At 70.0% G+C, this 13,092-nt stretch carries 17 protein-coding genes; all 17 read right to left on the reverse strand.

Annotation, left to right across the window (positions count from 1 at the left end):
* Window positions 1–502: 502 nt before the first annotated feature.
* A complete protein-coding gene (locus tag GobsT_RS37990) occupies window positions 503–979 on the reverse strand; it encodes a hypothetical protein (RefSeq protein WP_010038105.1) in 477 nt (158 codons plus the stop codon).
* A gap of 118 nt (window positions 980–1,097) precedes the next feature.
* Window positions 1,098–1,559, reverse strand: a complete 462-nt coding sequence (locus GobsT_RS21385; protein WP_010043210.1) for a hypothetical protein — start codon at window positions 1,557–1,559, stop codon at window positions 1,098–1,100.
* 75 nt (window positions 1,560–1,634) lie between these two features.
* Window positions 1,635–1,832: a hypothetical protein gene (locus tag GobsT_RS21390; protein WP_081471750.1), complete on the reverse strand. Its 198-nt coding sequence runs from the start codon at window positions 1,830–1,832 to the stop codon at window positions 1,635–1,637.
* Window positions 1,833–1,965: 133 nt separating this feature from the next.
* Window positions 1,966–2,418: a hypothetical protein gene (locus tag GobsT_RS21395; RefSeq protein WP_157506821.1), complete on the reverse strand. Its 453-nt coding sequence runs from the start codon at window positions 2,416–2,418 to the stop codon at window positions 1,966–1,968.
* 114 nt (window positions 2,419–2,532) lie between these two features.
* Window positions 2,533–3,099, reverse strand: a complete 567-nt coding sequence (locus tag GobsT_RS21400) for a TIGR02996 domain-containing protein (protein WP_010043215.1) — start codon at window positions 3,097–3,099, stop codon at window positions 2,533–2,535.
* 112 nt (window positions 3,100–3,211) lie between these two features.
* Window positions 3,212–4,057 (reverse strand): hypothetical protein, encoded by an 846-nt coding sequence (locus tag GobsT_RS39835; protein ID WP_010043217.1) that lies wholly within the window; start codon window positions 4,055–4,057, stop codon window positions 3,212–3,214.
* A 121-nt stretch (window positions 4,058–4,178) separates the two neighbouring features.
* A complete protein-coding gene (locus tag GobsT_RS21420; RefSeq protein WP_010043219.1) occupies window positions 4,179–4,553 on the reverse strand; it encodes an Imm1 family immunity protein in 375 nt (124 codons plus the stop codon).
* 187 nt (window positions 4,554–4,740) lie between these two features.
* Window positions 4,741–5,196, reverse strand: coding sequence for a hypothetical protein (locus GobsT_RS21425; protein ID WP_010043205.1), 456 nt, complete (start codon window positions 5,194–5,196; stop codon window positions 4,741–4,743).
* 543 nt (window positions 5,197–5,739) lie between these two features.
* Entirely contained in the window at window positions 5,740–6,123 is a 384-nt protein-coding gene (locus tag GobsT_RS21435) for an elongation factor Tu (protein ID WP_010043221.1), read from the reverse strand.
* 898 nt (window positions 6,124–7,021) lie between these two features.
* The gene (locus tag GobsT_RS21445; RefSeq protein ID WP_010043223.1) at window positions 7,022–7,420 is read right to left on the reverse strand and encodes a hypothetical protein; all 399 of its coding nucleotides are present in this window, start codon (window positions 7,418–7,420) and stop codon (window positions 7,022–7,024) included.
* Between the two features lie 494 nt (window positions 7,421–7,914).
* Window positions 7,915–8,085, reverse strand: a complete 171-nt coding sequence (locus tag GobsT_RS37995; RefSeq protein ID WP_157506824.1) for a hypothetical protein — start codon at window positions 8,083–8,085, stop codon at window positions 7,915–7,917.
* Window positions 8,086–8,290: 205 nt separating this feature from the next.
* Window positions 8,291–8,602: an SMI1/KNR4 family protein gene (locus GobsT_RS21455; protein ID WP_010043226.1), complete on the reverse strand. Its 312-nt coding sequence runs from the start codon at window positions 8,600–8,602 to the stop codon at window positions 8,291–8,293.
* A 1,304-nt stretch (window positions 8,603–9,906) separates the two neighbouring features.
* Window positions 9,907–10,137 carry a hypothetical protein gene (locus GobsT_RS21465; RefSeq protein ID WP_148087828.1) on the reverse strand — a complete coding sequence of 77 codons (231 nt, stop codon included), beginning with the start codon at window positions 10,135–10,137 and terminating at the stop codon, window positions 9,907–9,909.
* 152 nt (window positions 10,138–10,289) lie between these two features.
* Window positions 10,290–10,637 (reverse strand): hypothetical protein, encoded by a 348-nt coding sequence (locus tag GobsT_RS21470; RefSeq protein WP_029601390.1) that lies wholly within the window; start codon window positions 10,635–10,637, stop codon window positions 10,290–10,292.
* Between the two features lie 377 nt (window positions 10,638–11,014).
* Window positions 11,015–11,614 carry a hypothetical protein gene (locus tag GobsT_RS21475; protein ID WP_010047323.1) on the reverse strand — a complete coding sequence of 200 codons (600 nt, stop codon included), beginning with the start codon at window positions 11,612–11,614 and terminating at the stop codon, window positions 11,015–11,017.
* Window positions 11,615–11,686: 72 nt separating this feature from the next.
* The gene (locus tag GobsT_RS21480) at window positions 11,687–12,409 is read right to left on the reverse strand and encodes an SMI1/KNR4 family protein (RefSeq protein WP_010047325.1); all 723 of its coding nucleotides are present in this window, start codon (window positions 12,407–12,409) and stop codon (window positions 11,687–11,689) included.
* Between the two features lie 25 nt (window positions 12,410–12,434).
* Entirely contained in the window at window positions 12,435–13,034 is a 600-nt protein-coding gene (locus GobsT_RS21485; RefSeq protein ID WP_148087830.1) for a hypothetical protein, read from the reverse strand.
* Window positions 13,035–13,092 lie beyond the last annotated feature (58 nt).

Here is a 13,092-nt window from a genome sequence, read left to right on the forward strand (position 1 = left end):
CTGCACGCGATGGTTGCCGAACATACAGCTCACCTGCACCGCCATCATCGGATGAGCGGTGCGTCACAAGTCAGCGGGCGGTGTCAGGTGCAGCGCCGGGTTCGGCTTCGTCGCGGGCAGTTGCGGTTCCGCGGAGCCCGCGCCCGCGTCGCACATCCGCGGAGCCACCACCGACCCGCACCACCGTGCCGCGGCACACCGGTGGCCGCCCACCACCGACACACGCGGCGATGAGCCGCGCCGACCACCGGTGGGCACCACGCGGAGCACCACCGACCCGCACCGCCGTGTCCCCATGCGCGGCTGGCCACGCCCAACCACACCTCGCGGCGACGAGCCGCGCCCGCCCCGACCGGCACCACGCGGAGCCACCACTGACGAGCGGGGCTTACTCACGCGGACCACACGCCCACCACCACCGCACGCCCGCTCCAGCACGCGAAGGTGGCCGAACGTAAAGCTCACCTGCACCGCCATCACACGATGAGCGGTGCGTCACAACTCAGCGGGCGGTGTCAGGTGCAGCGCCGGGTTCGGCCTCTTGGGCCGCCACTCTGCCGGACGCGAGTAGTTGCCGGAGAGCATGGCAACCGCTCATGGTCGCCTCGCGAAGCTCGACGGCGAACCCATCGAGTGTGGTCGCCGACCGTACCGGCAGCCCGAGTTGATCGGGGAGATACGATTCGGCATCCCATACAGCACCACGAACGACTTGGCTGGCTGCGCCCGTCTGGATCTTCCACTGATCTTCAGACCAGTCCACCGTTAGCCGGAGATTGTAGCGGCGGCAGACGGCAGTATCGACCTCGACCCCGATCTCTAAATACCGCCAGGCGTGCATACTGATGCGGATATACGGCTCATGTTGGTCGGCGACGAGGCCACCATCGGCGAGGTCGTTCGCCAACTGCAGGAGCGTGTGTTGGGCCTGCGTTAACGCACCCAAGAACGCGACGACGTTGCGGCTGCCCTCGTCCACCGCTTACGCCTCTGGTTGCCGAACAAGTAGCTCACCTGCACCGCGAGGTCCCGGGCCGCGGTGCGTCATAAGCCGCGCGGCGGTGTCAGGTGCAGCGCCGGGTTCGGCATGCCGCGCCTCACCACGTCAGCCGCTCGATCCGCACCAGCGGGGCGGCCGCGACCATCCCGACACCGGCCGCCGCGAGGGCGGCCACCATGCCCACCCGGCGGCGGGTCCACCGGCCCGACGTGTGGGCATCCACAGCCAGCCCGACCCCGACAGCGCCCGCGGCGGCGAACGTTAGGTTGTACGCCAGGGCGGCCTGGCGGGTGATCCGGCCGGTGCGGGCCATCCGATCGGTCGGCAGGCGGAACGGGGCGGTCTCCAAGGCGGACGGGATAAGTCTGACGTCGTCCGACTCCCACCGGTCGGCTCGCCAGATTGCCGGGAACCCGAACAACTCGACGATCTCCGCCCCCGGCGGTTGATCCGGCCACCGGCCGCCGATCGACGGGGCCCACGACCAGACGTTCAGAAGCAGCAGGACGGCCGCCGTGGCGACCGTGGCGAGCTTCGCCTCCCCAGTCCATCGCCGCATCTGGCCCTCCCGTGGTCGCCAACTACCGCCGAACATAAAGCTCACCTGCACCGCCATCATACAGTCAGCAATGCGTCACAAACTAGCGGGCGGTGTCAGGTGCAGCGCCGGGTTCGGCTTCTGCGCGGGCAGTTGCGATTCCGCGGAGCCCGCGCTCGTACCGCGCATCGCGGAGCCACCACCGCCGACCCGCGCTACCGTGTCCCACCCGCACCCGGCCGCGACCAACCGCACCTCGCGGCGACGAGCCGCGCCCGCAACCACCGGCACCACGCGGAGCCCGACATACGGGCTTTACCACCGCGGACCACACGCCCACGCGCCGCACGGGCGCTCATGCGCCCTCTGGGTGCCGAACATACAGCTCACCTGCACCGCCATCACCGGATAAGCGGTGTGTCACAAATCAGCCGGCGGTGTCAGGTGCAGCGACCGGTTCGGCATGCCTTTGGAGCCAACCCCGCGCCTCCGCGACAACCGACCGGCCCCAAGCTGCCACCGCCGCCTCGCCGTACAACCCGTCCCACGTCACTTCGTGAGGGCGGCCCGTTAGGTCGCCGTAGTCGACGTAGAGCCCGTACAGGTGGTGGTAGTCGTGGGACTCACACGCATACCGCCACGGATACGACCGCATCTGGAGCTGCACGAGGTAGGGCCATCGCACCTCGGCCTCGATCACCTCCAACCCCGCCCACGGGTCCACTAGCCCGCTGGCGATGCGCGACAGGTGATGCCGTAACAGCAGCCACGCCGCCGCATCCGCACGGGCAAGGCCCTCCGCGCTGAGCGTTTCCAAGCCGCGATTGGCCGCGGCGAGGGTTGCTTGCGCCTCGTTGATCGACAGTGCTCCAACTTCCACGCCGCGAGACCTCGGGTTGCCGAACAAAGAGCTCACCTGCACCGCCATCACCGGATGAGCGGTAAGTCCCAAGTCAGATGGCGGTGTCAGGTGCAGCGCCGGGTTCGGCATGCCTTATCCTCTCCGCCGACTTGGCGGAAGCGGTGGCTCCTCACTCTTCGGGTCTGGCTCCTCGTCGTCGGCGAGCGGCATGCCCATGACAAACCTGCCTGACTCCCAGACCGACGACTCCAGATCTCGCGGTTTGCGAGCGAGCCGCGGATCGACAGCCACGCACTCCCCGAGGGACGCATGCGTCTGAGCGATCTCGATGCTTGAGCAGAAGAACACCTTCTGCCGGCACTGGCCGCAGAAGCGGACGCCCTCCTCGGCCGTTGGCTGGAGTTGCTCCCACTGCTTCGGACAGCGGAACCGGAACTCGACCCCACAGCCCTCGACCGGGGCACGACTGATCGACGCGAGCCAGTCAGGATCAACACCGAGACTGGCCTCCCGCAGGCGACCCTGCATCGCCTCCCGGCACGGATCGGAGGGGGCAAGCGCGGCGAATTCGCACTCGGCGCGGAGGAAGCCGCCTCCGGCCCGGTCGTGTTCGTCCAGCCAGTCGGCGTAGACCAATCGCGGCAGGTCGTCCGTCGGGGCAGCTCGAATCGCTGCCAGGAATGCAGCCTCGTCGCTCATACGCCCTCTGGTTGCCGAACAATGAAGCTCACCTGCACCGCCATCATCGGATGAGCGGTGCGTCCCGCATCAGCCGGCGGTGTCAGGTGCAGCGCCGGGTTCGGCGTCTGGGCTACCCCCGCCAGACCACCTGCACGCCGGCAAGCTCGATGCCGCCTGGCCCGGCGGCGAGTTGCCCGGCCTTGCGGTTGAGCAGGGCCGGCCCGAAGCACTCGCCGAACCCGACCCGCTCCCCGCAGTGCAGGAAGCTGACGTACGGCCAGCGGTAGAACGACCCCCGCACCTTCTCGGGGGCGTCTCGCCAGCCGAGCAACCGGCCGGGCCGGCCGCACTCCCGCACCCCGGCGTCCGTCACCTCCCACCACTGGAAGGTGCTGCCGTGGTCGAACTGCCCGCGCTCCAGGTCGCCGTCCGCGACTTGGTAGATGTACAGCGCGTCGAACGCGGCGAGGTCGGCGACGCGGACCCCGAATGAGTCGGCCACGTAGTCGAGGAAACGCGGCGTGCGGTGCCACGACCAGACGTCGGCCAGTGCCTCAGCGACCGAACGCGACGGCTGCGGCTCCATCGGTCGAGCGCCCTCGGGTGGCCGAACAAATAGCTCACCTGCACCGCCAGGATCGAGTGAGCACCACAACGCAGATCCGATGGCGGTGTCAGGTGCAGCGCCGGGTTCGGCCTCTGCGACCGCGCCCAGGTGAGCCCGCCCCCACGCGACCGCCTCCTCGGCTGACCGGAACACCCGCACCCCGGCACGGCACATCGCCCCCGGGGCGGCCTCGGCAAGCGCGTTGTCCTCGATGAGCAGCCACAGCGGGAGCCACACGTCTCCGTCCGGCTGCTTGAGCCGCGCCCAAGTGTGGAGCCGGCCGCCGATCAGGCAGTACCGGGCGAGCGGCAACTCGCGGGTGAGGTCGGCCACCACCTCGGCGTCGCTCCACTCGCCACGCTTCCGCACCCCGATGCCCTCCGGGTGCCGAACAATAAGCTCACCTGCACCGCCATCATCGGATGAGCGGAGCGTCGCAGTCTAGCGGGCGGTGTCAGGTGCAGCGCCGGGTTCGGCGTGCCTTTGTGGGCTATCGCACATACTGGTACACCAACCACCTCGGCCGCTCGCCCCGCACCAAGTACTCGGCGGCCGCCGCGAAGGCACGCTCCGCCCGCAGGCACGACTCCGGCGGGGCCGGCGTCGGCTCCTCGCACGACAGCGCCATCCGCTGGGCCTCGGTCGCCGGCGCGGGGCCATCCGGGTCGGTGGCCCGGTACTCGCTCCACGCCCCATCAAGGAACATCAGGACCGCTACCCCGCCCGCCTTACCGAGCCAGAAGCACGGCTCGATGTCGCGGGCTGGCAGACTGAGCAGCCGACCCAGCCAAGTCCGATGACGTGTGCCGCGGTCGAGGAGTACCCACAGATCGCACGCCTCGGCCGCCGCCGCTCGCGTCAACACCTCTCCGACGGCGGCCGTATCGGGCAGTCGGGTTTCGGTGTCGTCCCACTCGACGATGTACGATGCCCCGTCAATCGCGCCACTCCGCGGCCGAACGAACAGCTCACCTGCACCGCCATCACCGGATGAGCGATGCGATCCAAACTACATGGCGGTGTCAGGTGCAGCGCCGGGTTCGGCGTCTGGGCTACCCCCGCCAGACCACCTGCACGCCGGCAAGCTCGATGCCGCCTGGCCCGGCGGCGAGTTGCCCGGCCTTGCGGTTAAGCAGGGCCGGCCCGAAGCACTCGCCGAACCCGACCCGCTCCCCGCAGTGCAGGAAGCTGACGTACGGCCAGCGGTAGAACGACCCCCGCACCTTCTCGGGGGCGTCTCGCCAGCCGAGCAACCGGCCGGGCCGGCCGCACTCCCGTACCCCGGCGTCCGTCACCTCCCACCACTGGAAGGTGCTGCCGTGGTCGAACTGCCCGCGCTCCAGGTCGCCGTCCGCGACTTGGTAGATGTACAGCGCGTCGAACGCGGCGAGGTCGGCGACGCGGACCCCGAATGAGTCGGCCACGTAGTCGAGGAAACGCGGCGTGCGGTGCCACGACCAGACGTCGGCCAGTGCCTCAGCGACCGAACGCGACGGCTGCGGCTCCATCGGTCGAGCGCCCTCGGGTGGCCGAACAAACAGCTCACCTGCACCGCCACCATCGGATGAGCGATGCGTCCCAGATCAGATGGCGGTGTCAGGTGCAGCGCCGGGTTCGGCTTCTGCGCCCCGCGCCGCGCATCCGCGGAGCCCGCCCACCGACGCGGCCGAGCGGAGCCACCACCGACCCGACCCGCCGTGTCCCGGCACACCGGAGGCCACGCCCACCGCCACACGCGGCGACGAGCCGCGCCAACCACACACGGGCACCACGCGGAGCACCACCGAACCGAAACGCCGTGTCCCGGCACACCGGAGGCCACGCCCACCGCACCTCGCGGCGACGAGCCGCGCCAGCCCCAACCGGCACCACGCGAAGCCCGACACCCGGGGTTCACCACCGCGGACCACACGCCCACCGCCGCCCGCGCGCCCTGATGCACGCGAGGGTGGCCGAACAATCAAGCTCACCTGCACCGCCATCACACGATGAGCGGTGCGCCCCGAATCAGCGGGCGGTGTCAGGTGCAGCGCCGGGTTCGGCCTGCCTTGCTACCCGCGAACCGCGTGCAGCCCAGTGATGCGGGTGACGACGCCCTCGGCGACCCGCCGCCCGCCCTCGTGGCAGTAGAACCGGGCGCCGGGGGCAATCCGGCCGCGATGCACCTCGGCCCGCATCTCATCCATCACGACCGTCATGCGGGCGGACAACTCCACGCCTACCGGCAGTCCATGATCGGTCGCCAGGCTCTGTCCGTCAGCGGCGAAGAAGTCCGGCCAGATCATGTACAGGCTCGGTGGGGTTGGCCCGTCGTCGGCATAGGCGAAGTCCCACCGGATGCCGTTGAACGCCCGCGTCCGCCGCCCACCCTCCTCCGGGCCGTACACCCGGATGGCGGCCTCGAAGTCGTCGGGTGGGTAGAGACCTCCGCCCATCGGTGCGCCCTCCGGTTGCCGAACCAGGAGCTGAGCTGCAAGCCGCCCCTCTCAGGGCGGTCTCCCCTTGCTCCCGCGACGGCTTGTCAGCTCCAGCGGGGGGGTCGGCCGACGGCCGCCTCCTTCCGCCAGAGGATGAGTGAGCGTTGCAGCTCAGCTCCTGGTTCGGCCGCCGCCGGATGAGCTCAGCCCACCGGGGACATCGCACGGCGGGAGATCACCATGCGACCTCAGGCCGCTCGGATCGGCGGGCCCTCGCCGGTCGCCTTCACCAGGGGGGAGGTGGCGACAACCTTACGACCGCCCGCCGATCCGCGGCGCTTGCAACCACCTCACGGCGGCGGCCGAACGAACAGCTCACCTGCACCGCCACATCCCGAGCAGCGATGCGTCATAAATCAGCGGGCGGTGTCAGGTGCAGCGCCGGGTTCGGCTCGCTCACCACCGCGGTTCCGGGCCACGGGCCGAGCGTCGCGCATCCGCGGAGCCCGTGCCACCGGTGCGGGCGTGCGGAGCACCACCGACTCGACGCACCGTGTCGCGGCCCACCGGAGGCCACCCACCACCGCCACGCGCGGCGATGAGCCGCGCCCGGCACCCACGGGCACCACGCGGAGCACCACCGACTCGAACCGCCGTGTCCCCACGCGCCCCCGGCCACGCCCACCCGCACTTCGCGGCGACGAGCCGCGCCAACCACCGACCGGCACCACGCGGAGCCACCACCGTCTGATGCCCCGCGGACCACACGCCCACCGCCGCCCGCGCGCTCCAGAACGCCCGGGTGGCCGAACAGTAAGCTCACCTGCACCGCCATCATCGGATGAGCGGTGCGTCCCAAACTCGCTGGCGGTGTCAGGTGCAGCGCCGGGTTCGGCGTGCCTTTGCTGCCCAGCGACTACTCGCGCCACGGCTTGGACAGGCTGCCGTTCCAAGGCAGGAACAGGAATCCTTGCGATGCGTCCTGCAGCGCGCCCTGAACCTCCATGAGCGTGTTGATCTCGTCCAGCGCCGCGTCCAGGTCGTCGATGCTGATCTCGAACCGGGCGGCGCACTCCCGCATGGCGGCCTCGTGCGGGGTGCCCTCGCCGATCTCGGTCGCCTCGGCCGCGACGTGCGGGCCGGCGGCCAGGCGGACGCGGAACCAGCGGTTGGGGAAACCAGGGATGGCCGGCCGCCCGGCGGTGAGTTCGTCGCCGCGCCGGGTGACAGTCAGCCCGTACCCGGCGAACGCCTTCGCAGCCGCGTCGAGGTCGCACGCGCCGGCCCGGAAGAACACCATGCAGCCGTCCGCCACCCCGAATCCCTCCGGTGCCGAACAATAAGCTCACCTGCACCGCCATCATACCGTCAGCGGTGCGTCGCAGTATAGCGGGCGGTGTCAGGTGCAGCGCCGGGTTCGGCTTCTGCGCCCACCATCGCGGTTCCGCGGAGCCCGCGCCCGCGTTGCGCATCCGCGGAGCCACCACCGACCCCGCGCACCGTGTCGCGGCACACCGGTGGCCGCCCAACACCGCCACACGCGGTGATGAGCCGCGCCTGCTACCACCGGCACCACGCGGAGCGCCACCGACCCGAACCGCCGTGTCCCCACGGCACCGCCGGCCACGCCCAACCTCCACTCGCGGCGACGAGCCGCGCCCGTCGCACTCGGGCACCACGCGAAGCCCGACGCGCGGGGTTCACCCACGCGGACCACACGCCTACCGCCGCGCGCATCCATGCACGCGATGGTAGCCGAACGAACAGCTCACCTGCACCGCCATCACCGGATGAGCAGCGCGTCTCACGTCAGCCGGCGGTGTCAGGTGCAGCGCCGGGTTCGGCCTGCGGCTCTGCGTTCTCAGCCTCTAACTCGTCGTAGATGCGCTTCTCGGCGGCCCACGCCGCAAGCGGGCTGTCGCCGACATCTTGGACCTCATCCGGCCACGAGAGGTTCCACTGAATGACGCGGCCTGGCATGTCCCTCTTGAATGCCCACAGTTGCCTACAAGCGTTGTCCCCGAAAAACAAGCAGGTTGAAGTGATTGCTCGCGGGAACCAGGCCATTCACGGTCGTGGTCATATGTCCAGAGGGGTCGCAGTGAAGATTCCCCGGGAAACTGAGGGTTTCTGATCGAGAGCCACGCTGGATATTGAGCAATTGTTCACTAATATCAAGCAAGCACTAGATTCGCAAGTAATTGCCTCGCAAATACTTGCGTTGGGACCGTGAATGGCCTGCTCGCGGGAACACATCGTCACTACGGTAAAGCCGATTCGCTTCCACCAAGCTGAGCTCACCGAACAGCGGCCAGAAGAACGACGCCCCGCTGCATCCAGTGAAACCGTTGAACGCCAAGTACAGCTCGCGCAACTGCTGGGGTAACGGTTCGCCGAGTGTGGCTTCGGCCCGTGCAAGGTCCGCTTCTGAGCATGGAGCGCCGAAGACATACTCGTCGTAGTCGTTCGTGAACACCCCGCGGACGTCTTCGGGCATTCCCACTCGCTGTGCCCTCTCTGTGTGCCGAACATAAAGCTCACCTGCACCGCCATGATGCAAGCCGCAATGCGTTACAGAGCAGCGGGCGGTGTCAGGTGCAGCGCCGGGTTCGGCTCGCTCACGTCCGCGGGTCCGGGTCACGCGCCGAGCGATGCGGCTCCGCGGAGCCCGGGCCACCGGTGCGACCCGGCGGAGCACCACCGGCTCCCCGCGCCGTGTCCCGGCACACCGAGGGCCACCCACCACCGCACCTCGCGGCGATGAGCCGCGCCCACCACCCACGGGCACCACGCGGAGCACCACCGACCCGAACCACCGTGTCCCACGATACCACCAGCCACGCTCACCGCAAGCTCGCGGCGACGAGCCGCGCCCGTCGCACTCGGGCACCACGCGGAGCCCGACACGTAGGGTTCACCCACGCGGACCACACGCACACCGCCGCACGCGCGATCCAGAACGCGAGGGTGGCCGAACCAGGAGCTGAGCTGCAAGCCGCCCCTCTCAGGGCGGTCTCCCCTTGCTCCCGCGACGGCTTGTCAGCTCCAGCGGGGGGTTCGGCCGACGGCCGCCTCCTTCCGCCAGAGGGTGAGTGAGCCTTGCAGCTCAGCTCCTGGTTCGGCCGCCGCCGGATCCGCTCAGCCCACCGGGGACATCGCACGGCGGGAGAACACCATGCGACCTCAGGCCGCTCGGATCGGCGGGCCCTCGCCGGTCGCCTTCACCAGGGGGGAGGTGGCGACAACCTTACGACCGCCCGCCGATCCGCGGCGCTTGCAACCACCTCACGGCGGCGGCCGAACATAAAGCTCACCTGCACCGCCCTCACCGGATGAGCGGTGCGTCCCAGAATAGCGGGCGGTGTCAGGTGCAGCGCCGGGTTCGGCTCGCTCACGTCCGCGGTTCCGAGGTGGCACGCTCAGCATCGCGGCTCCGCGGAAGCCCGCCCACCGTCGCGGCCGAGCGGAGCACCACCGACCCACCCGCCGTGTCCCGGCCCACCGGAGGCCGGCACCAACCGCACCTGGCGGCGACGAGCCGCGCCAACCACCAGCGGGCGCCACGCGGAGCACCACCGACCCGAACCACCGTGTCCCCACGCGCCGCCGGCCACGCCCAACCGCACCTCGCGGCGGCGAGCCGCGCCAACCACCAGCAGGCCACACGCGGAGCCCGACACCCGGGGTTCACCCACGCGGACCACACGCCCACTACCGCCGCACGCGCGCTCCTGCACGCGATGGTTGCCGAACATAAAGCTCACCTGCACCGCCATGATACAGTGAGCGGTGCGTCCCGAATCAGATGGCGGTGTCAGGTGCAGCGCCGGGTTCGGCTCGCTGCGAATCCGCGGCGACGCGTCGGAGGATAAAGTCGGACCACCCGCACCGCCGGCACCGCACCTCGACCTTGCGGACCATCACCGGCGCCGCGACCTCCTGGGGGTCGCCCGCTCGGGCCGGCGGCCGCACCTCGCGGATGTTAACGACCTCCAGGCGACGGCTTCCGCACTCGTCGCAACGCTCCTCCACTCGGAAGCCCTCCGGTGGCCGAACGAACAGCTCACCTGCACCGCCATCACACGATGAGCGGTGCGCCCCGAATCAGCGGGCGGTGTCAGGTGCAGCGCCGGGTTCGGCGCGGCTACGGATCGCGGTCGGGCAACACGCTGCTTGGTTCGGCGCTACCACTCCACGGGCCAGCACCGCCACGCAGACTCCGCGGACGCCACCACCCACGTCACCCCACACGCTCCCGCGGCGACGAGTACGCCGGCCGAGCCAACCGTGGCCCCGAAGGCGAGGGCCGTGCCCGTGGCCAGGGCCGGCAGGCACCCGTTAGCCAAGTTCATGTTCGGGGCGCAACCGCACCACCCGACGTAGACCAGCGGCAACCCCACGAGGGCCACCCACTCCGACCGCCAGACCGCGAACGCGACCAGCCCGGCGGCCACTACGAGAGGCGACTTCAGCTCGCGGCGGTTGAAGACATACACGATCACCGCCGCGACTCCTGCGTTCTGTCGCCGCATGTGGAGCTCACCTGCTCGCGCGCCCTGGAGGGGGCGATCCCCGAGTTCTGCATGCGCGAGTCTGGTGCAGCGGAGGGTTCGGCCCCGCGCCCCACCACGCCGAACATGGGCTGCCCGTGAAGGTGAGCTCCACATTCGGCCCCGCTCATGCAGCCCGGCAGATGAGCTACACCGATCCGCTCGCGCCTCGGGGGTGGGCGCGGGTCGGGCCAGCCACTTGGGATGGGGGGCTGGCTACCCTATCGACATCGCGCCCACCCCCGTGGGTCTCGGCGCGGGGCCGAACAATGAAGCTCACCTGCACCGCCATCACCGGATGAGCAGTGCGTCACAATGCCGATGGCGGTGTCAGGTGCAGCGCCGGGTTCGGCGTGTCTTTACTTGCCGGCTGCCCCGGGATACCTGACGTGCCGTCGAAGCACCTGGGCCGACAGGAACGGGCGGTAGCTGTCCGGTGGCGGTCCCTGCGGGCGAAGGCTCGGGTAGACCATCACGTAGTCCGCGAAGTACGCGGCCCGCTTGAGCAACTCCCGCGGCTCGACCTCGTCGGCCGTCTCGGGCGGGTGAAGCAGGCCTCGCAGCTCGGCCGGGGGCAGCGCCTGGACCTCAGCCACCCAGCGGGCGATGTCCTCGGGGGCGGTGTTGTAGTCGAGGACGAAGGCCGCGCCCTCCGTGTGCCAGTTGTACTCACTCACCTGCTCGGCGGTGGCCTCACCGGCGAGGAACTGCTCGGCCAGTTCGACGCCCCGGCGGCTGGCCTCCTGCGGCAGCAGCGGCCAGATGCCGCGGCAGGACGCCAAGTAGAACCGATGGAGCGATAGACCGAACCTGTCGTCCGCGCCGCCCGCAGCGTCCGACTCCTGCACGTCGCCGCCGAAGCGGAGGCCGATCCCGTCGGGAGACACGCCCCGCCACTCCCACAGGTAGTCGAGCATGGCACCCGCGTCGTTGCTCCGGTGCCAGTCCGCCTCGGTCATGCGCCGCGCCTTTGTTGCCGAACAATCAAGCTCACCTGCACCGCCACCATCGGATGAGCGGTGCGCCCCGAATCAGCGGGCGGTGTCAGGTGCAGCGCCGGGTTCGGCCTGCTCGGGAAGGTCTGTGAGACACCGCTCGGCCCAACCGGCGAACCACTCGGTCAACGTCGGTGGACTGGGCAGTGGGGGCAACTGACGCGGGTGTGGCATCCCGAACTCCCACCAACCCGGCGGTCGGCGCGCCGGCAGCCACTCTCCCGAGAACCCGACGAAGCACGCAACGTCCCATATACGCCCGGCGAACTCGCCCGTCAGCACCAGTACCGACCAGAACGTGCAGCCTTGGTGGCAGATCGGCATGCAGCCGTCGCACGGCCAATCACGGGCGGCTGGGCTGACCTCAGCGTCGCGCAGGTCAGCCGCGGCGAGCGGGAAGGGGCCGGCCGGACGCACCGGCCGACCCTCCTCGGCCTCGTACTCTTGAGCTCGCCCGAGGAACTCGTCCAGTGACTCGCCAGGACTCCACAGCCCGTAGTAGGGGCCGGCCCCGTGCCCGAGTTCCAGCATGAGCCGCCGATACTCGGTCGGGAGCGGTACACCGAGCGTGGCTTCGGCGCGGTCCAACTCCGCCTGTCCAACTGGGGCGCTCTGGTAGCGATGCGCCCTGGACCCGAACACCTTGTAACCGGGGTCACGCCTCCGCAGTTCAGCGAGGCGCGCTCGCAACAACTCGATTTCTGCTATCGCATGACTCCGCTTTCCGTGGCCGAACAAATAGCTCACCTGCACCGCCATCACCGGATGAGCGGTGCGTTCTCAATCAGCGGGCGGTGTCAGGTGCAGCGCCCGGTTCGGCGTCTGCGACCGCCAGCCACTCCGGCCGGCGCGGGGCGAACCGAACTGCCGACAGCCACAGGCCGAGTACCACACCCGCTCCGGCGTGCCCCCGGCCGGCCATGTCGAACGGCCCGTATACCTCGACCGCACGCACGCCGCCCGGCAGGAGGGCCGCCACCGACACCGTGCATAGGTCGGTGCAATCGGCCCCGTACCAGCCATCCAGCCCGGCCAGACCGGCAACGCCGGCCGCGGCGACCAGCCCGGCGGGCACCTCCGGGCCGACAGTGCGAGACTCGGACGAGGGCTCGCCGACGTAGTTGTTATCGGGGGTGCTGACCCGCAGTTCCTGCCGGACGCGGCCGTCGAGGTAGAACCACAGCCGCCAGCACGTCAGGTCCGATGTGAAGCCGGGGCTGAACCCGGCCCCGAACACCGCCCCGTCTGCCAAGCCGGCGACCACGCCGAACCTTTCGTGCGGGGCCGGCGGCCGGGGCGGCTCGCCGGCGTCGGGGCGCTGTCCGAGCAGTCGCCGCCGCCACCCCATCAGCTCGCCCTCTGGTTGCCGAACAATGAAGCTCACCTGCACCGCCATGATGCAGGCCGCAATGCGCTACGAATCAGATGGCGGTGTCAGGTGC

Origin of the sequence: Gemmata obscuriglobus, assembly GCF_008065095.1 — a bacterium.
Classification (GTDB): Bacteria; Planctomycetota; Planctomycetia; order Gemmatales; family Gemmataceae; genus Gemmata; species Gemmata obscuriglobus.